This is a genomic window from Meiothermus taiwanensis WR-220, from assembly GCF_003568585.1.
Lineage (GTDB): Bacteria > Deinococcota > Deinococci > Deinococcales > Thermaceae > Meiothermus > Meiothermus taiwanensis.
The window spans coordinates 778810-797917 of record NZ_CP021130.1 but is presented as its reverse complement, the minus strand read 5'-3'; the positions used below and the strand labels follow the sequence as shown (position 1 = coordinate 797917).

The 19108-nt window shown below is 60.8% G+C and carries 15 protein-coding genes; 3 read left to right on the top strand and 12 right to left on the bottom strand.

All coding sequences use genetic code 11. The features are described 5' to 3' along the window. Nucleotides 1–23 precede the first annotated feature (23 nt). From MTAI_RS04030 to erpA, 5 genes are all read right to left on the bottom strand, one after another. On the bottom strand, nt 24–1241 hold the full coding sequence (locus MTAI_RS04030) for an ABC transporter permease (protein WP_027887083.1): 1218 nt from the start codon (nt 1239–1241) through the stop codon (nt 24–26). A gap of 8 nt (nt 1242–1249) precedes the next feature. Then, the gene (locus MTAI_RS04025) at nt 1250–2260 is read right to left on the bottom strand and encodes an ABC transporter permease (protein WP_027887082.1); all 1011 of its coding nucleotides are present in this window, start codon (nt 2258–2260) and stop codon (nt 1250–1252) included. 398 nt (nt 2261–2658) lie between these two features. Then, entirely contained in the window at nt 2659–4506 is a 1848-nt protein-coding gene (locus tag MTAI_RS04020) for a peptide ABC transporter substrate-binding protein (protein ID WP_027887081.1), read from the bottom strand. Nucleotides 4507–4651: 145 nt separating this feature from the next. Beyond that, nucleotides 4652–6526, bottom strand: coding sequence for a peptide ABC transporter substrate-binding protein (locus MTAI_RS04015; RefSeq protein ID WP_027887080.1), 1875 nt, complete (start codon nt 6524–6526; stop codon nt 4652–4654). A gap of 341 nt (nt 6527–6867) precedes the next feature. Further along, nucleotides 6868–7260: an iron-sulfur cluster insertion protein ErpA gene (gene erpA / locus MTAI_RS04010; RefSeq protein WP_036196896.1), complete on the bottom strand. Its 393-nt coding sequence runs from the start codon at nt 7258–7260 to the stop codon at nt 6868–6870. An 85-nt stretch (nt 7261–7345) separates the two neighbouring features. On the opposite strand from erpA, the gene MTAI_RS04005 reads away from it, so the two are divergent. Further along, entirely contained in the window at nt 7346–8485 is a 1140-nt protein-coding gene (locus tag MTAI_RS04005) for a M24 family metallopeptidase (RefSeq protein ID WP_027887078.1), read from the top strand. Between the two features lie 62 nt (nt 8486–8547). Continuing rightward, entirely contained in the window at nt 8548–9489 is a 942-nt protein-coding gene (locus MTAI_RS04000; RefSeq protein ID WP_027887077.1) for a ribose-phosphate diphosphokinase, read from the top strand. Between the two features lie 338 nt (nt 9490–9827). On the opposite strand, the gene MTAI_RS03995 is transcribed toward MTAI_RS04000, so the two are convergent. The 4 genes from MTAI_RS03995 to polA all read right to left on the bottom strand — a co-directional run bounded on the left by MTAI_RS03995 (nt 9828) and on the right by polA (nt 15573). Then, nucleotides 9828–10997 carry an LCP family protein gene (locus MTAI_RS03995; RefSeq protein WP_027887076.1) on the bottom strand — a complete coding sequence of 390 codons (1170 nt, stop codon included), beginning with the start codon at nt 10995–10997 and terminating at the stop codon, nt 9828–9830. Nucleotides 10998–11179: 182 nt separating this feature from the next. After that, nucleotides 11180–12070, bottom strand: a complete 891-nt coding sequence (locus MTAI_RS03990) for a phosphohydrolase (protein WP_081698355.1) — start codon at nt 12068–12070, stop codon at nt 11180–11182. 72 nt (nt 12071–12142) lie between these two features. Further along, a complete protein-coding gene (locus MTAI_RS03985) occupies nt 12143–12922 on the bottom strand; it encodes an enoyl-CoA hydratase/isomerase family protein (protein ID WP_051349799.1) in 780 nt (259 codons plus the stop codon). A 122-nt stretch (nt 12923–13044) separates the two neighbouring features. After that, complete coding sequence (gene polA / locus MTAI_RS03980; protein ID WP_027887073.1) at nt 13045–15573, bottom strand: DNA polymerase I; 2529 nt, start codon at nt 15571–15573, stop codon at nt 13045–13047. Nucleotides 15574–15692: 119 nt separating this feature from the next. Here polA and MTAI_RS03975 point away from each other — a divergent pair, with 119 nt between their 5' ends. Then, nucleotides 15693–15950 carry a hypothetical protein gene (locus MTAI_RS03975; protein ID WP_027887072.1) on the top strand — a complete coding sequence of 86 codons (258 nt, stop codon included), beginning with the start codon at nt 15693–15695 and terminating at the stop codon, nt 15948–15950. A gap of 2 nt (nt 15951–15952) precedes the next feature. Here the strand turns inward: MTAI_RS03975 and aspS are convergent, their stop codons facing one another. The 3 genes from aspS to MTAI_RS03960 all read right to left on the bottom strand — a co-directional run bounded on the left by aspS (nt 15953) and on the right by MTAI_RS03960 (nt 18919). Next, entirely contained in the window at nt 15953–17224 is a 1272-nt protein-coding gene (aspS, locus tag MTAI_RS03970) for an aspartate--tRNA(Asn) ligase (protein WP_027887071.1), read from the bottom strand. 188 nt (nt 17225–17412) lie between these two features. Further along, nucleotides 17413–17796, bottom strand: a complete 384-nt coding sequence (locus MTAI_RS03965) for an HRDC domain-containing protein (protein ID WP_223299725.1) — start codon at nt 17794–17796, stop codon at nt 17413–17415. 43 nt (nt 17797–17839) lie between these two features. Further along, nucleotides 17840–18919, bottom strand: coding sequence for a fatty acid desaturase family protein (locus tag MTAI_RS03960; RefSeq protein WP_027887069.1), 1080 nt, complete (start codon nt 18917–18919; stop codon nt 17840–17842). Nucleotides 18920–19108 lie beyond the last annotated feature (189 nt).

Genomic DNA, 19108 nt, shown 5'->3' with positions numbered 1-19108 from the left:
CCTACCGATTCCACTACATTCACCTATAGGCGGCTGCGTGGGTCAAGGGCATCCCGCAGCCCGTCACCCAGGTAGTTGAAGGCCAGCACCGTTAGGAAGATCATAAAGCCCGGTGCCAGGGCCAGCCAGGGTGCAGTAAAGATGTATTCCTGGGCCTTGGTGAGCATGTTACCCCAGGTCGCCACCGGTGGCTGAATGCCGAATCCCAGGAACGAAAGAGCAGCCTCAGTCAGAATGGCCCCGCCGATGGCCAGGGTGGCATTCACGATGAGGGGGGCCAGGGTGTTGGGCACCAGGTGCCGGAACATGATGCGGGCCTCCCCGGCCCCCAGGGCCTGGGCCGCCGTGGTGAATTCCTGCTCCCGCAGGCTCAGTACCGCCCCCCGGATCAGCCGGCCCGTTCCGATCCAGCCAAACAACACGATGATGGTGATGATGATGAACACCGAGGCCGACTCGCCAAACACCCCCTGCGCCCACTGACCCACTACCCCCTGGGTATCCCGCAGCAGTGCCGAGAGCACCAGCAATAGGGGTAGCTCCGGGATGGTCAGCATGAAGTCCATGAAGCGCGAGATGACCACATCCAGATCTAGCTTCCCCTGACCAAACAACCCCCAGATGCCAATCAACAAAATCACGCCCCAGACCAGGGCCAGTCCCAGCAACGAAAGGAGGTTGTTGAGGGTAACGGTCCCCGAGAACAGGGCCTGCACATTGGCCCCCGATAGCGTCCAGGCCAGATCGGCTGCCAGGAAGAGTAGCGTGTACAACAGCAGCCACGAAACCACCCGCCACACCGCAAAAGGCCACGGGCTCCAGCCACCCGTAGCCTTGGCCAGGGGCCCCATGTAAAAACGAAGGGGCCGGCCCGAGTAGTAGCCCGCAATCACCCCCAGGGTCGTACCCAGCAAAGCCGCGGCAAAGGCGGCCACAAAACCCACGAGAAGCGATATGCGAGCACCGTAGATGATGCGTGACAACACATCCCGACCCAGCTCGTCGGTGCCCAACCAGTGCGCACGGCTCGGGCCTTGGAAGTAGTAGTCGGCCAGGTTATCACCCGTGGGTTGCGCAGTGGGGCTGTACGGCGCAATCCAGGGAGCAAAAATTGCCATCAGAACCAGGGCAATGACCACCCCTAAGGAAAACATTGCCGCCTTGTGCTTACGGAAACGGCGCCAGGCCAGCGCCCACGTGGACTGGGATTTTTGTTGAGAAGCGGTTGCAACAGCAGCCATAAAGCCCCCTAACTATAGCGGATACGCGGGTCTACCACCGCATACATCAAGTCGGCCAGCAGGTTGAAGACCGCCGTTAGCAAAGCCAGAAATGCCAGGGCCGCCATAGCGACGTTGTAGTCCTTATCGGTAAGCGAGTCTAGGATAGCCCGGCCCATGCCCGGGTAGGAGAAGATCGTCTCGGTGATAACCGCACCCCCAAAAACCCCAGGGATCGCCAGACCCACCAGTGTCACAATGGGAATGAGCGCGTTGCGCAAGGCGTGTTTATACAGCACAACGCGTTCGCTCAGGCCCTTGGCTCGAGCCGTGCGCACATAATCCTGGTTTAGAACCTCGAGCAGACTCGCCCGCATATAGCGCGTCCAGGAGGCCATCTGGATGGTGGAGAGGGCCAGCACCGGCAGCACCAGCTTGAAAGCCCAGTCGCCAATAAACTGGAAGAAGGTAATTTCACCGCTCAGCACCTGCGACCACTGAAAGTCGGAGATGCTCTGCACGGGAAACTTAGGAAACCACGGTACCCGTTCCGGTATCCACACCGCGAACAGGAACAAGAGCAAAATGCCCAAGAAGAAGATGGGCATCGAGAAGCCCACGAACGAGAAGAAGGTGATGATGTAGTCGGCCCGGCTGTACTGCCGCACCGCTGAGAAGATGCCCACCGGAATAGCCACCAGCAAGGCCAGGGTAAGGGCCGCCCCCGAGAGGATGAGCGTACGGGGCAGGCGCTCCACGAAGATAATCTGAGCAGCCGGTGTGGCGTAGGTGCGGGACTGGCCAAAGTCACCCTGCAAGGCCCGGCCCAGCCACTTGAAGTAGCGCACATAGATGGGCTGATCGAGACCATAAGCACGGCGCAATTGCTCTAGCTGTTCTGCGGTGATCCGTGGGTTCTGCTGGCGCAGCTCGTCCAGCGGGTCTCCGGGTTGTAGGGCCAACAAGGTGAAAATCACTACTGAGGCTGCAAACAACAAGGGAATCATTTGCAGCAGTCGGCGAACCGTGTAAGCAAACACGCCCTACATAATACTGTTTCAAGATGCCTTGTGAATGCATGTTCCAGGTTTTCAAAGACCGTCACAACCGCCATCTACCTAGCAAGATGGCATGTTCTCTCGTCCAGGACATGCATGTTGCGTTCTTTAGCCGGCGTATCCACCAATCGATGGATGCGCTAGCCAGTGCAGTCCTCTGAAGGCAACAAGCGGGCATATCGCCCAAGCGCAGGGCTTTATACCGGACTCTAACAGAGGCTATCTTTTTGCATCCCAAAGCCCACCCCTCGCTACACTCAGCGAGGAAAGCGTATCCCTTGGTCGGGCCGGTTTGCCGCCTTCCGGCGCCGAACTAACCGAATCTGGCATAAGAAAGATGCCCCCTGAGCGGGGGCATCTTTCTTGGCTAAAAACCGCGCTTACTTGATGGGCTGGCCGTACTTGGCCTGGTCGTAGACCTTCTGGGCTCCGCGCGACTGCCAGCCGATGAGCCAGGGCTCGATGGTTGGGTAGGCCGAGCTAGCAAAGGTCGAGGAGACATAGTTGAGCAGGCCCACCTTGTACACGCGGGCATCGGACTGGAAGTACAGCGGGATCATAGCCACTTCATTGGCCCAGATCTCCTGCATACGGGCAAACAACTGCTTGCGCCGGTTTACATCGAACTCGGTAACCGCCTGGTTACGCAGACGATCGTACTCCTCGTTACACCAGCCGCCGAAGTTGAGGCCGCGGAATCCGTTTTCACGGGTGGGTATATAGACCACCTTACCCTCCTCGTCCCGGCAGGCCGAACGCACCCCGTCATCGGCCAGGCCCAGGCTAAAGGCGTACTGCAGGAAACCCGTCCAGCTTCCTTCCTGGGCCCTCGAGCGGTACTGCGCCCCCAGAACCACCGCGCTGGGCGCGTTGTTAATGCGCACCGCAATCCCCACCTGGCGGTAGTTCTCCGCTACAAACTGCTGGATACGCTCGCGCACCTGGTTGCCGGCGGTGGTGGCCCACTCGATCTCAAAGCGCACGGTACGACCATCCACGGTGCGCTGCAGAATGCCGTCGGGCCCTGGCCGCCAGCCCAGCTCGGCCAGGAGTTGGCGGGCCCGTTCCGGGTTGTAGGGGTATTTGGCAACGTTGGGGTTAAACATGGGGTTTCTTGGAGAAACCCAGGTGGGGGCGACCGTGTACAGCCCGTCAAAGAAGGCCTTGGTAATGCCTTCACGGTTCATAGCGTAAATCAGGGCCTGGCGGGTCTTGACGTTATCCAGCATTAGGTCGCGCACCCGTTGTACGTTGGTGAACTGGTTGATCTCTAGGTGCTCGAAAAATGGAGTTTCTATCGCCCATATCTCGAAGCGCCCCGGCGCACGGCTGGTAAGCTGCTTGCTGCGGCCCTGATCGAAGGAGATCGAGACGCTCGAGGTTGCATCTATCCCACCACCCAGGATGGCTACCAAGAGCGAGTTGGTGTTCTGGATAATGCGGTAGATTACGCGCTGCACATACTTATCCTCGCCACCTGGCGGCTTGATCCAGAAGCGCGGGTTGCGCCGCATCTCAATACTGCTACCGGGCACCCAGCGGGTCAGGGTAAAAGGGCCCGAGTAGACCATCTTTCCGCTGTTCAGATACTGAGGGGAGGAAAACTGGGTAAAGAAGTTGCGGAAAATCTCGGCCTGCCGTGCAGTATCACCAACCTGGGCCGCCGCAGCTTTGGCCTTATCCCACTCTGCGCGCATGATGTGGTTGGGGGCGTAGTAAATCTGGTTAATGTCCAGGTCGTAGAAGTAGGCTGGCTCGAGAATCACTGTAAAGTTGCGGGCATCCCGCACCCGCAGGGTGGCCCGGTCAAAAAAGTCCACGTTGGTGGAGGGCACACCTTTGGTCTTGCCCATCTCAAAGTACAGGGCCACATCGTCGGTGGTGATGGGCCGCCCATCCGACCAAACCGCATCGGGCCGGATGGTGTAGTCGAGCTCGAGGCGCCGTACCCCCGGCCTGATGTTGGCAAAACGCAGGCGTCCGTTCTGCTGCGTTGGCACCTCGGTCACCACCACTGGAATTTGCTCCAAGTCGCGGTTGGTCTGGACTATCGGAGCAAACAAAAAGTTCTCGATTTCAAACTTGATGGCCTGGTTGGAAATAACATTAACCACGTCCCCCGCCAACACCCGGGGTTCCTGAGCCGCACCGATAATCAGGCTGTTGTCCTGAGGACCGGCGAGGGCCAATCCACCAATTAGCAGCAGGGTTGCAAACGCTCGTTTCATGACGCCTCCTCGCGTAGCCATTGATTGGCTGGGCTAGATTTTATTGTGCGGAATGCGTTTTGTGTACCCTTGGCAGCAGTATTGCGCTTTAGTTTAGAAAAGAAGAAAGCCAGGGTTTCCCCTGGCTTTCTTACAAGCAGCTGTTTTACTTGATGGCGATACCACCGGCCTGGGCCTGGTCGTGGCGCTTGACAGCCCCGCGGCTGGCCCAGCCAATTTCCCAGGAGTTCCAGCCAGGGTAGCCGTTGCCGCCCGAGTAGGTCGAGGCCACATAGTTGACCAGACCATTGCGCACCACCAGGAAGTTGGAGCGGAAGCGCAAGGGCAGGGCGGGCAACTCATCAGCCCAGATCTCCTGCGCACGGGCAAAGAGCTGCTTGCGGCGGGCTTCGTCGAACTCGAGCACACCCTGGCTGGTCAGGCGGTCGAACTCATCGTTGCGCCAGTTACCGATGTTCTGGCCGGCGTAGTTGTTGTCCTTGGTGGGAATCTGCACCGCACCGGTGTTGAGGTTCCTGTGTTGGAAGAGGCTGCCATCCTCGGCCAGGCTGCTCACCCAGGCGAACATGAACATCAACCACTTACCTTCCTCACCCCGCTGGATGAAGTCGTCGGCAAAGACCACCGAGCTGGGGGCGTTGGCAGTCTTGACGGCAATACCAACCTGCCGCCACTGCTCGATGAAGAGCTGTTGCGTGCGCTCACGGATGGCGTTGCCGGCGGTGGTGACCCACTCGAGCTCAAAGCGCACGGTACGGCCGTCCACGGTGCGCTGCAGAATGCCGTCGGGGCCAGGGCGCCAGCCCACCTGGGCCAGCAGCTCGCGGGCGCGGGCCGGGTTGTACTCGTACTTCTTCACGTTGGGGTTGAAGAGCGGGTTGGAAGGAGCCACCCAGGTGTGGGAAACCGGCTCGGCCCCATCGAAGAAGGCCTGCACCCAGGCATCGCGGTTGATAGCGTGGAGCAGGGCCTGGCGGGTGCGCTTGTCGTCCAGGGTAAGATCGCGCACGCGCTGCACGTTGGTGAACTTGTTGATGTCAATGTGCTCCCAGATAGCCCCCGGAATGGCCCAGATATCAAAGCGACCCGGCGCGCGGCTGGTGAGCTGCTTGCTGCGGGCCTGGTCGGCCGAGATACCCACGGTCGAGGTGGCGTCAATACCACCGCCCAGGATCGCCACCAACAGCGAGTTGGTGTTCTGGATGATGCGGTAGGTTACGCGCTGTACGTACTTATCGGCCCCACCCTGGGGCACGATGGCGGTGAAGTTGGGGTTGCGCACCAGCTCGATAGAGCTGTTAGCATTCCAGCGCTGCACACGGAATGGGCCGCTGTAGGCCATACGCCCGGAGTTGATGGCCTGCACAGAGCCAAACTGCTGGAAGAAGTTGCGATACAGCTCGTTCAGACGCTGGGCATCGCGATCAGGGTTGAGGGGGGCGGCCGCCGCTTTTACCTTTTCCCACTCAGCGCCCATCTTGTGCACAGGGGCATACCCAATGGGCGAGCCGTAGGTGTCATAGTAGTAGGCCGGCTCAAAGATGACGGTCATGTTCTGCTTGTCGCGCACCCGCAGGCTGACCCGTTCCCAGTAGTCCGGGTTGATCACGGCCATACCCTTGGCTTTACCCACCTCGTAGTAGAAAGCAAAGTCGTCGGTGTCCAGCGGATCGCCGTCCGACCAGCGCAGGTTGGGCTTAAGGGTGATGTCAATCTCCAGGCGACGCTTACCCCCACCGATATCGGTCACCCGCAGGCGGCGGTTGGCCAGGGTGGGTACCTCGGTGGCCAGCACGGCCTCGTTCTCAGCCCGCAGGTTCTGTACGATCAGGGGTGCGAAGAGGTAGTTTTCAATCTCCGTCTTGATCGACTGGTTGGAGATCACATTGAGGAAGTCACCCCCCAGCACCCGTGGTTCCTGGGAAGCCCCGATCACCAGGCTGTTGTCGGCTGGGCCCGCCAGCGCTGCACCGGCCACCAAAGTTAGACCAAGTGCAACAATCTTGCTATAACGATTCATCTAGCCTCCTTTGGGATTCTGTGTTTACACAGAATCGTTTAACTATGGCATTTTGCCGTCCCTATTATAGCCATCCTGTTCAGCCCGTCAAATATCGCTTGGGTGAGCCCTGGTCATCCAGCCATTGAGCCTCTGTTTAGACAGGCACGCCATTCTAGCCACTGGTCTCAGTCGCATCCACCGGTTGGTGGACACCTGCTCCATCCCACTGCTGAGAAAGTTGGAGGCCCCCTGCAGCCGCTGGGGTTTGTCCAACCCGCTGGCTTTTGATGGTGTGGTGTGAAAAAAATTGCGCCCGCCCTGAACAGCAGGCGCCACGCGGTGCAGGGGCTGTTTGACGATCAACCACCGCAGCAGCCGCTGCTACCCTCACCCGCAGGTGCTTTGGCCCCGTCGGTACGGAATGAGTGGCCGCAGCCGCACGAAGAGGTGGCGTTGGGGTTGTTTACACTAAAGCCCCCCCCCATAAGATTTTCCACCCAGTCTACTTCGGAGCCTACCAGCAACGGCAAAGACATGCGATCCACCACCAGGCGCACCCCGTGCATCTCCACAACCGTGTCGCCCTCGAGCTGCCGCTCATCTACCGCCATGCCGTACTGATAGCCACTACAGCCGCCCGACTTGATGAACACCCGAATCGCCGCATCGGGTTTGTTATAGCGGTGGAGAATCTCCTTGGCGCGTTCAGCCGCCAGGGGTGTAATGGAAAGCACCGTCTGCTCCTGAACCACAAACAACCTCCTAACCCAAGACTAGCACTTCAGCCAAGCCAAAACGTAAGCAAGAGCACCGCAGTCCACCCGGTAGTATGTGCACATGGACATTGCCCAAGCCCAAAGAGCCTTGCAGGAAGCCCGCATCCCCGGTTGGTTGCTCTACAGTTTTCAGGGTAGCAACGCGCTGGCGCTGGAAGCCCTGGGCCTACAGGGGCGGATGCTCAGCCGACGGTTTGCTTATCTGATTCCAGCCCAGGGCGAGCCAGTGTTGATCGTTCATGCCATCGAGAAGACCAGCTTTCCCCCTCTGCCCGGGCAGTGGGTGGCGTTCTCGAGCCACCAGCAGTTCGTGCAAGCCCTGCAAAAACACGTGGCCCCACTAGGCCGCATCGCCATGGAGTACCTTCCGGGCGGCAGCATCCCCTATCTTTCCCGCGTAGACGCTGGAACCCTGGAGCTGCTGCGGGGTATGGGGCTCGAGGTGGTCTCGTCGGCGGAAATCCTGTTGCAATTCCAGACCTGGACATCCGCCGACCTGGCCGCCCACAAACGCGCCGCCGCTGGCATCATCGCTGCTCTAGAACACGCCCTGGGCTTTGTGCGGGCCCGGCTCGACCACCCGCCCAGCGAGCTCGAGGTACAAGCCGAGATCTGCAAGGTTCTGGAAGCCAGGGGCCTGGTCTTCGATCATCCGGCCATGGTAGCCTACGGCCCCAACGCCGCCAACCCTCATCACAGCGTGGGGGAAAGCCGCTTGCAACGGGGTCAGGTGATGTTGATCGACCTGTGGTGTAAGGAGCCCGGCGGCCCCTACGCCGACGTGACCTGGATGGCTGGCTGGGATGTGTCCGAGGAAATTCAGCGTGCCTGGACGGTGGTGCGCAATGCGCGGGATGCCGCGCTCGAGTCCTGCCGACAGGCCTATGCCGCCGGGCGGCGGCCCCGGGGGTTCGAACTCGACCGGGCAGCCCGGCAGGTGATCGAGCAGGCCGGCCTGGGGGCTTATGTGCTGCACCGCACCGGCCATCACCTGGGCTTCAGCTCCACCCACGGCAACGGCACCCACCTCGACGACCTCGAGACCCACGACACCCGCCCGCTGATCCCCGGCCTGGCCTTTACCATCGAACCGGGGGTGTATCCGGGGCCTTTCGGCATCCGCAGCGAAATTAATGTCTACCTGCACCCAAACGGCCCCGAGGTGACCACCGGCGTGCAACAGGAAATGGAGCGGCTTTAAACAACAGGCGGGAACTGCAGCTACAGTCTACCGCTCGGGTCGTTGTATGCTTTCAGGCGGTTATGGAACGACCCCTGATGGTGTTTAGCGGACAGTCCAACCTACCCCTGGCCCAGGAGATAGCCGACAACCTGGGGGTTCCTCTCGGCAAAAGCATCACCGAGCGCTTTGCCAACGACTGTCTCTTCGTCCGATACGAACAAAGCCTCCGCGAGGGCGATATTTTCATCATTCAATCGCTCACCCCCCCGGTGCAGGATCACCTGGTAGAACTTCTGATGATGATCGACGCGGCCAAAAGCAGCAGCGCGGCCCGGGTCACTGCGGTCATCCCCTATTACTCCTATGCCCGCAGCGACAAAAAAGATGCCCCCCGCATCTCGATTGCGGCAAGGTTGGTCGCCGACCTGATCCAGGCCGCTGGGGCCGACCGGGTGCTGACCATGACGCTCCACTCGGCCCAGGTGCACGGGTTTTTCAAGGTTCCTGTGGATCACCTTTCCGCTGAACCGGTGATCGCCAACTATTTTGCCACCCGCGTAGAAAAGCTGGAAAATGCCGTGGTGGTAGCACCCGACGCCGGCGATATCAAACGGGCCAGTTCGCTGGCACGCCGTCTGGCCCTGCCCATTGCCTTCATCGATAAGCAGCGGCTGTCCGATACCGAGGTAACCTCGAGGGGGCTGGTTGGCGACGTGCGGGGCAAAACCGCCCTGATCATAGACGACGAGGTCTCAACAGCCGGAACCCTGGTGCAGGCCGCCGAATCCCTGGTACAAAACGGAGCCCAGGCGGTTTACGCCGCCTTCACCCACGGCGTATACGTGGGCCCCGCCATCGACCGGATCGACAAAGCCCCCATTGTGGAGGTGGCGGCCACCAACACCTGCACCTACAGAGCCCGGCCCAGCAGTAAAATCAAGCAGCTCAGCGTAGGGCCTCTCTTTGCCGAGGCCATCTGGCGCATACACCGGGGGGAGTCGGTCTCGAGCCTCTTTACATAAACCGCTTTTTGCACAAACCGCCACATCAGGGGTTTGCCGCATTCAAGGAAGACCGCCGCTTGAGAGCGGTCTTTTAAAACGCCCACCGCACCTGATGCCAGATTCGGCTATTTCGGCGACGGAAAGTGGCAAAATAGCCCGTGATTCAAAAAGATAGCCTCTTTTGCATGGATGACGATCTTTTTGAATCCGGTATGACTGCGCATGGCGGTGAAGGTCGAGCAGGGTACCTGCTGCTTGGTGCCGGGCGGGTTACGACCTGCACCTGTAGCGCATCCAGAAGGTTCCTTGCACGCTTGCAGGCCAGGGCCGCCTTCTGCGCTAGCGACTGAGCCCCTCTACGGGCCCTGTTCATTGGGGTTGGCATCATCGGCCCCGATGCGCACCGTCAGATCGGCGTATAAAGCCGCCTCGCCCGAAACGCGTGCAGGCAACCCAATGGCCTCACCCAGGGCCTCGGCCAGCCCGGCCTCTCCGTTGGTCAGCACCTCGCTGTGCGGGGGTGCAGTCTCTATCTCCCGCAACAGCACCCGTAACCCCAGCGCCCGCAGCTTATCCCGCATCTCCATGGCTGTGGATTCCTGCGGCGCCGCATAGAGCACCGCAGCTTGGCGACCCCGTAAATCCTCCAGGGTTGCTTTGGTCGGTTCCGGCGCATCGGCAAAGTAGCGCTGGATCAGTTTTTGCAGCTCGGCACGGTCTACCTCCCAGCCCTGGCCGAACCGGCCCGGCGCCAGGAAGGAAACCAACTGGGGCTGCTGTATGGCAAAACCCATCAGGCTGGCAATCTGTGTGCGGGTCAGGTCGGTGCGGATGTTCTGCTCCACGCTGGCGATGGCCTGTGGCAGGCGCAGCAAGCCACTGGGCGTGAGAACCTGCTGCTTCAGCGCATGAAAGAAGTTCTGCTGGCGCTGAATGCGACCGATATCACCCAAAGCATCGTGGCGAAAGCGCAGATACCCTTCGGCTTGTGCACCGTTTAGAAGCTGGCAGCCAGGCTCGAGGTCGATATCCAGCTTGGCGGCAGTGTCCTTATATTTCATGGGCTTTTCCACGCAAACAGTTACGCCCCCCAAGGCATCTACCCCGTTGCGGATGGCCTCTACGCTCACCGCCACATAGGCATCGATCTCAACCCCTGTCAGGCCGCTCACCACCTGTTTAGCTAGATCGGGGCCGCCAAACTTGTTGGCGTGGTTGATGATGTACCAACCATAACCGGGGATCTGCACATGCACATCCCTGGGAATCGAGAGCACCACTATGCGCTTGGCCGTGGGGTCGAAGCGCACCAACAGGTTCACATCCGACAGGCCACGGAAGTTCTCGGGTGCGCGCTGGTGGTAGTACTTGTACTCGGGCGCCACCCCCAGAACCAGGACGTTGAGGGGGCGATCCAGGTTACGCGGCAAAGTGCCGTAACGCAGCAAGGGTTGAAGCAAGGGATAGGCCCACCAGGCCGCCGCTGCCAGGAGAAGCAGAACCAGAAAGAGGACGACACGCCGCATATCCTTGCTAGTTTAGCCCAACAAGGGTGAGAAAAACCGACCTGCCAAGGTGGCGATACCGGATTCAAAAAGACGGTCATCCGAAGAAAAGACCTCCAGAGGCTATCTTTTTGCATCCTAGCGCACTTCCTCGGTCGGGTTGGTTCGCCCTTCTGGCGCGGAACCAACCAAACCTAGCACGACTAGTCCAGGGTGAAGCGGGGTTCTGTCTCGTGCAGGCGCACCCGGCGGATGATGCGCTGGTCATGCTCGGCATCGTGGGTGCTGGCGATAACCGTAACGTAGTCGCGGATGGGGCTGCGCAACACCTTTTTGGTTAGCACCTCTTCTACCTGAAAGATGCCCGCAGAGTTGTTCATGATCACCCGAATCTCGACCGGCACCTGCTCCCCCTTTAAAATCTGCACCTCGTCGACGGCCAGGGCGCTGATGGAGTGGATGTCCACCGAGCCCAGGGCAAAGGCTTTGCGCCCCCGGCCTTTGGTAATATCGGTACCGTCGGCCACCGCGGTGATACCGGCCTCGATGGTCAGGGGCTCGGGCTCGAGGTCGTGGCTATAGATGGAGTGCAGCATAAAGGCCCGCAGCTCAACGCGCTGTTCGGGGTCGCGGTAGATTTTTTCTAATATCCTGTCCAGGATGGGAATCGCCAGCATCACGCTAAAGGACTCATGGCGCACCCGGTGCACCTGGTTTCCGATGTCATGCAGCATGGTGGAGAGCAGCACGGTAAGAAAGGTGTCGTCCAGATCGCCCACGCCACTCTCCATCACATCGGGCCTGACCCCGTGGTCAACCAGTAGCTGCAGGATGGTCACGCTGGCCGCGCCGGTCAGCAGGGCGTGCACCCTTCCGTGGTCGTTGTAGCCCAGTTTGCGCACGGTGATGTAGTTGGCCATATCCCAGTGGCCCCGGGCCTCGGAGTCCGCGGTGAGCATCTCGTAGGCGGACAGCGCCTTGGGGTAGCGCTGCAGGCCCTCGCGGATGGCCAGGTCGGCCTCGACGTAGAGCTTGGCCTTGGGCTGGGTGACCTGAACCGTGCGTTCGTTCATAACCGTGCCGCCATCGCTCATACCCTGATGGTAGGGCTTAAGGGTTCAACACGTCGTGATAAAAGCCACAGGCCCTTTCGATCCCTTGGCCTTTCACTCCCCTTTAAACTGCGCCGGGCGTTTTTCCAGAAAAGCCCTGGTGCCTTCGCGCATATCCTGGGTTGCACAGGCCAGACCAAACAGGTCGGCCTCGACCTCGAGGGCCTCCTGTAAATCCAGGTTCTCACCCCGCCCCACCGCTTCTTTGGCCAAGGCCAGGGCCACCGGGCCGTTTTTCAGAATGGCTGCGGCCAGCTCCTTGGCGGTTTGCAGGGCATCCTCGCCCACCCGGTTGACCAGGCCCAGGCTCAAGGCTTCGTCGGCAGGTACGTGCCGCCCGGTAAAAATGAGATCCAGGGCACGGCCCCGGCCCACCAGGCGGGGCAGGCGCTGGGTTCCACCGAAGCCGGGTATGATGCCCAGCCCCACCTCAGGGAGGCCCAGCTTGGCGTTCCGGCTGGCCACCCGCAGGTCGCAGGCCAGGGCCAGCTCGAGCCCGCCCCCCAGGGCGTAGCCGTTGATGGCCGCGATGCTGGGCACCGGCAGGGCCGCAATCTCGTTGAAGACCGACTGGCCCATAATGGCGAACTCCCGCGCAGCAAACACATCCTGCAGGCTGGCAATCTGGGCGATATCGGCCCCCGCCACAAAAGCCTTGCCTTCTCCGGTAAAGATGGCTACTTTTACCTCGGGGTCTTGGGTGATCACCTCGGTCACACCCGCCAGTTCGATGAGCAGATCCTGGTTGAGGGCATTGAGGGCCTGGGGGCGGTTGATGGTGACAATGCCCATCCCGTCCTCGACCCGGTAGGTCAGGTACTCGAATTCGGGCATCTCAAGTTCAAAGGTCTGTGCCACTCTACACCTCCATGAGGCTCCCTGGCGCCGTGTGCAGGGGCCGTGCCTGCCCAGCATAGCAGAAGCCCTGGTGGGCCTGGTTGCAGCCGCACACCAACCTACTTGGCCTCGAGCCAGTTCTCCCCTATGCCGGTGCCGACCTCGAGGGGCACCGCCAAGGCCCAGGCCTGTTGCATGATCTCGCGCACCACCCCGGCCACCGCCTCCGCTTTATCGGCCGGGGCCTCAACCAGTAGCTCGTCGTGCACCTGCAGCACCAGATGGGCTTCCAGCGGCTCCAACTCCGGCTGGAGCTTGACCATAGCCAGTTTCATCAGATCGGCGGCGGTGCCCTGCACCGGCATATTGAAGGCCATGCGCTCGGCGGCCTCCCGCACGCTGCGCACGCGTGAGTCGAGATCGGCCACGAAGCGGCGGCGGCCAAACAGGGTTTCCACGTAGCCGGTCTGCCGGGCTTCGGCCAGCACCCCTTCGATCCATTCCCGCACCTTGGGGTAAGAAGCGAAGTAGCGCTCGATAAAGGCCTCAGCCTCAGCGTAGGAAATGGAAAGCTCGTTGGACAGGCGATGGGCCGACATGCCATAGAGCACGCCAAAATTGATGGTTTTTGCAGCCCGGCGCTGCTCACTTGTCACCCTGTCCAGCTCCAGTCCGAACATCCAGGCTGCGGTCTGGGTGTGAATGTCCTTGCCCTCACGGAAGACTTTGATAAGGTTCTCGTCGCCCGAGAGGTGGGCCAGCACCCGCAGCTCAATCTGGGAGTAGTCGGCCACCACCAGCCGCATGCCCGGCGCAGCCCGGAAGGCCTTGCGGATGCGGCGACCAATCTCGGTGCGCACGGGGATGTTTTGCAGGTTGGGGTCTACCGAGGAAAGCCGCCCGGTGGCGGTGCCGGTCTGGTTGAAGCGGGTGTGCAGGCGGCCCGTCTTGGGGTGGATCAGCTTGGGCAGGGGATCTAGGTACGTGCTTTTGAGCTTGGTCAGCTCACGGTAGGTCAGGATACGTTCGATGATGGGGTGCTGGCCTAAAAGCTCCTCGAGCGCGCTGGCGGCGGTGGAGCGCTTGCCGGTCTGGGTCTTGCGGCCCGGGGCGCTCAGCCGGAGTTCGTCGTAGAGCACCACCTCGAGCTGATCCCGCGAGTTCACGTTAAAAGAACGCCCGGCCAGCCGGTGGATCTCGGCCTCGAGGTAGGAGATCTCCCTGGCGAGTTCCTCCGAAAGCTGCATTAGATACTCGGCATCGAGGGAGATACCCCGGGCCTCCATCCGGGCCAGCACCGCCGAAAGCGGCTTTTCAATCTCGTGGTATAACCACCCGATGCGGGGGTTCTCGGCCATGCGACCCTGCAGGGTCTGCCACAGGGCGTGGGCGGCCTGGGCCCGCTCAGCCGGGTCGGGGTTCCAGTCGCCCGCTCCGTAGCGCCGCACGGTGCTGGCGGGGTCGGAGTTGGAGGGATCGTAGAGGTAGGCCAGCAGCATGGGGTCATCGCCGGGCGGCACCCAGACCCCTTCCTTGAGGGCCAGCACCGAGAGGTCTTTGGCTACCATGCTGCGAATCTCGGGGAACTTTTTAAGCTCCTGCAGGCTGGGCTGGCCCCGGTACACCCGGCCCTCGGTATAAGCGGCCAGACCCAGCCAGTTGGCCCACATGGGCTGGGCGCGGTCGAGGGTATAGCCCAGAAAAGCCTCGGGCGGGGGGGGCCAGGGGGCCTCCTCAGCAGCAGGGGGCGCGGCCAGGAGGTTAAGCTCGCGCAGAATGGAGCCGAACTCGAGCCTTTCCAGGGCTTCACGCAGGGCCCTGCGGTCGGGCTCGCGGCGGTGGCAGCCGCGGAAGTCGAGCTCGATGGGAAGATCGGTGTGGATTAGCGAAAGCGCCCGGGAGAGCCGAACGTTGTCCCGGCTCTCCTCGAGGCTGGCGCGAATTTTGGGGGACAGGGCCTCCAGGTTCGCATACAGACCTTCCAACGACCCCCACTCCTGTAAGAGCCGGGCCGCGGTCTTCTCCCCGATGCCCTTAGCACCCGGCAGGTTGTCGGAAGAATCCCCCACCAGCGCGCGGTAATCCACCCACTGTGCAACCGAAACGCCATACTTCTCCTGCACCGCCTGGGGGTGCATCAGCCGCCCATCCGGCAGCATCACCTGCACGCTTTCGGAGAGCAGCTGAAAGCTGTCGCGGTCGCCGGTGAGAATACGCACCGGATAGCCCTCGCGCTCCCCCTTTTTAGCCAGCGTACCGATCACATCGTCGGCCTCGTAGCCTGGCACTTCCAGCCGCTCTAGGCCCATCAGATCCACCAGTTCTTTGATTTTCTCTAGCTGCGGATGAAAGTCGTCGGGGGTGGCCGCCCGCCCAGCTTTGTACTCTTCAAAAGCCTCGTGCCGGAAGGTTCGGGTGGGCGGGTCGAAGACCACAATCACGCAGTCGCCATCTTCCTTGAGAAGTTTGAGCAGGGTGCGCAGAAAGCCAAAAATAGCCTGGGTGGGTTCACCCCTCGAGGTGCTGAGCTTTTCGAAGGCAAAATAGCTGCGGTAGGCCAGGTGATGCCCGTCTACCAGCCAGATGCGCTCCGGCCTGGGCTGCTCGGACGCGGATGGTTCATTGGAAAACAAGAGAGGTTGCTCCACCCATATATTCTACCCCCGTTCGGTTGCCAACAGAAAGCGCGCCGCCCTCCACAGGGCCTGGGGCTGGTAGGATGGTAGGGTTGTTCTGGCCTGCGGGCCAGCAGAAAGAAAGGAAAGCTATGCAGAACGAAGTAGAGAAGCTCGAGTGGTTCGAAATCCAGCTGCGCATCAAGACCATCGAGGTGATGCTGGGGCCTAAGTACCGCGAGGCCATGGCTGTTACGCTCGGCACCCTGTACAACGAGCAGAAGATCGTCGCTATGGCCAAGCGCCTGGGGGTTTCCCCCGAGGGCCTGCTGGAACGCCTGGAGAAGATGCGCCTCGAGCTCGGCATCGAGCAGGAGATCACCAAGGGTGTGCTCAAGCTGAAAAAGTAAGGCTAGGGCGTCAGGCGGTGGCGGTCGCGCGGGAAGGCCCGGGCATAGCGCACGTTGGGCAGCCCCACCAGCTTCTGGGTGAGGCGCTCGGCCCCGATGGCAAAGCCGCCGTGGGGGGGCATCCCGTACTTGAAGACCTCGAGGTAGCCGGCAAAGTGGGCCGGGTCGTGGCCCTTTTTCTTGAGTTGCTCCACCAGCACCTCGTACTGGTGGATGCGCTGCCCCCCCGAGGTGATCTCGAGGCCCCTAAAGAGCAGGTCGAAACCCCGCGTAGAGCCGTCCCCCTCGGGGTAGGCGTAAAAGGGCCGGGCAGACTCGGGGTACTTGGAGATGAACAGGAAGTCCACACCCCACTTCTCCTTGGCCCAGGCCCCCAGGGCCCGCTCGGCTTCCTCGTTGAAGTCGGCCCCTACAGGCATCCCCAGCTCTTCGCGCAGGATGCGGCGGGCCTCGGGGTGCTCGAGGCGGGGCATCTCGGCCAGGTTGGGCCACTCCACCCCCAAGAGCTCGCACTCGGGGGCGGCGGTGTGGCGAGCCTCATCCAGCATGGCCCGGATCAGATCCTCCTCGAGGTTCATCACATCCTGCTCCGACTCGATGAACCCCATCTCCACGTCCAGCGACAAATACTCGTTGAGGTGGCGGCTGGTGGCGTGCTGCTCGGCCCGAAAAACCGGGGCGACTTCGTAGACCCGCTCAAAAACCCCCACCATAATCTGCTTGTAAAGCTGGGGCGACTGGGCCAGGTAAGCCCGGTGCTCAAAGTAGTCAATGCCAAACAGGTTGCTGCCCCCTTCGGCCCCCGCCGAAACGATCTTGGGGGTAAAAATCTCGGTGAAGCCCTGGCTGTCCAGGTAGTTGCGGAACCCCCGCACCAGGGCCGCTTGAATCTTGAGGGGCGCGCGGGCTTTCTCTCCACGCAGGCTCACATAGCGGTACTCCAGCAGGGTCTCGGGGTTGACCCGCCACTCTTCCTTGGGAATCTCGATGGGGCTGGGCTCGCTGGCTTTGGCATAGAACTCGATCTCCTGGGCCACCACCTCGTAGCCGCCGGGCGCCTTGGCATTGGCCACCACCTCCCCCACCACCCGCATCGAGGATTCGGCCAGCGGAAGCTCAAACCGCTTGTCCACCACCACCTGAACAATGCCGCTGCGGTCGCGCAGAAGGGCAAACTGAATCCCACCGAGGTCGCGCTTCCAGTGCAGGAAGCCCTGCAGGGTAACGGTCTGGCCTACGTGTGCTGCAATCTGACTGGCAAGGGTTCTCGACATGCGTTCTCCTTAGGACAGGCGGGCCTGGGTTCAACGAAAAACCCCCGATACAACGAGGTATCGGGGGTTGGAATCGCACCCCCACTATAAATTGTCGTCCGCCCGTAACATCCTGACCCGCATCTTACGTGCCCAACCTCGCTTGGTCAAGGTAAGGTGCCTTTTCGTGGGCCAGAACCCGTCCGAAGCTATTCCCTACCCAGCAGTCGCAAAATTTCTCGGCCATATTTGGCTGCTTTAGTTTTGGCAAAGCCCTTTACCTGGGCAAGCTCCTCGAGGGTCTTGGGCTGCCTCTCGAGAATCGCCTTTAATTCAGCGTTGGTCGCAATCACATAGGGAGGAACACCCTCCTCTTTGGCTTTATGGCTACGCCAGGCGCGCAGGGCTTCAAACCCCGGATCGCTGGGGATCCGCACAGCCTCTGTGGGTTTGGGCTGCGGGGCCGCCCCCTCGTAGAACACCAGCACGCTCCAGAAAGGCCTATCACCCGGAACCAGGCTGCTGGACACCTGAATGGGCATCACCTGGGCTAAAAAGCGGTTGAGGCGCTCAAGGTCTCGAGGGTTATCCAAGCGAAGAGTAAAAGTCTGGCACTGCATGGCTATTACCCATTGCTTATGGCCCAAAGCCCTTTTTGCCCAACTTGCGACGGGCTGGTTTGGGTCGCCGGAACTTGCTGTCCTCGAGGCCAAAGCCCAAGGTACCAAACACCTGCCCGGTGGTGGGCTCGATCAGGTTCCGGTGGTCACGGTAGAGGCGGGGGGTCTTCCAGAGGTAGAACAGGGCTTTCCAGTGGGGCAGTTCGTTGTAGCGCTCGGGCCAGAGCTCTTTGATTTTTTGTGCCACCACATGGGCATACTTGGGCGAAAGCGCCGGAAACACATGATGTTCGATATGGTAGCCAAAGCCCAGGGTGAGCCACTCGAGCCACCTGGGGTTCCGCACCGTGAGGCTGTTAAGCAAGGGGTCGTTGGTCTCGGTGATGGGGTTGAGCAGGTGGTTGGTGGCAATAAAGCTCATGGCGATGAAGTTGGCCATCAACCAGGGCAGGAGGTATATAAACAAAAAGTTGAGGGGCCCAACCCAGAAAAGCACCAACAACCAGACCAGCACCGGCAGAACCGCCTGGAAAATTACAACAGGCCGCTCGCCCGGTTTGAACTCGGGCAGGAATCGCCGGAGCATCATGTGGGCGTGCAAACTGAACCAGAAGGTGAAGGAGAAAAACAGGAGAAAACTCCGCAGCGCCGGCACCTGGCGGAACATCCACTTCACAAAAGGTTTCTGAATGGCCGATTCCAGGGCTCCCATGGCATCGGGGTCGTCGTGCGGGTGCTGGGTATGGCCGTGGTGCTCAACGTTGTGCCATTTGCGCCAGAGCCGGGCCCCTACCAGCAACGGCATAAAAGCAATGGTTCCGGCCACCGAGCGCACGATGGGGTGTTTGATGACCGCACCATGCAGAATCTCATGGGCCAGAAAACCCAGCCCGATGAAGGCATACCCAATCCCAAACGAAAGCAGTAGCTTGAGCCAGATATAGGGCGTCGCCACAATGCCCCAGGCGCACAGGCCAAACAAGGCCAGAAACACCGGCAAATAGACCAGGCGGGCCGGAACCGGCTCAAAAAAGTGGCGTGGTAGCCGGGCTTTAAGGGCTTTGGTGTACTCACGCAGGTGTTGTTCTTCAGTCATAAAGTGCTCCTCGAGGGCTTAGGGTTTGCGGCAGTATACGAGAACCCCTCTTGCGGTCGCCAGTGCTCCGGCAACTTACGTTTCCAGCGACTGCTTCAATTTTTATTTGGAAGCAGCATCTGAGGAAAATCAGCGCACACCAACCTGGGCCTGGCGCTATACAAAAAAGCTCCCCTGGTTTGGGGAGCT

Coding starts and splice junctions, on each gene's coding strand:
- MTAI_RS03960 (WP_027887069.1), bottom strand. CDS start 18,919: ATGACTGAAGAACAACACCTGCGTGAGTACACCAAAGCCCTTAAAGCC.
- MTAI_RS04030 (WP_027887083.1), bottom strand. CDS start 1,241: ATGGCTGCTGTTGCAACCGCTTCTCAACAAAAATCCCAGTCCACGTGG.
- MTAI_RS03975 (WP_027887072.1), top strand. CDS start 15,693: ATGCAGAACGAAGTAGAGAAGCTCGAGTGGTTCGAAATCCAGCTGCGC.
- MTAI_RS04015 (WP_027887080.1), bottom strand. CDS start 6,526: ATGAATCGTTATAGCAAGATTGTTGCACTTGGTCTAACTTTGGTGGCC.
- MTAI_RS04000 (WP_027887077.1), top strand. CDS start 8,548: ATGGAACGACCCCTGATGGTGTTTAGCGGACAGTCCAACCTACCCCTG.
- MTAI_RS03985 (WP_051349799.1), bottom strand. CDS start 12,922: ATGCCCGAATTCGAGTACCTGACCTACCGGGTCGAGGACGGGATGGGC.
- aspS (WP_027887071.1), bottom strand. CDS start 17,224: ATGTCGAGAACCCTTGCCAGTCAGATTGCAGCACACGTAGGCCAGACC.
- MTAI_RS03995 (WP_027887076.1), bottom strand. CDS start 10,997: ATGCGGCGTGTCGTCCTCTTTCTGGTTCTGCTTCTCCTGGCAGCGGCG.
- MTAI_RS03990 (WP_081698355.1), bottom strand. CDS start 12,070: ATGAGCGATGGCGGCACGGTTATGAACGAACGCACGGTTCAGGTCACC.
- MTAI_RS04020 (WP_027887081.1), bottom strand. CDS start 4,506: ATGAAACGAGCGTTTGCAACCCTGCTGCTAATTGGTGGATTGGCCCTC.
- MTAI_RS04005 (WP_027887078.1), top strand. CDS start 7,346: ATGGACATTGCCCAAGCCCAAAGAGCCTTGCAGGAAGCCCGCATCCCC.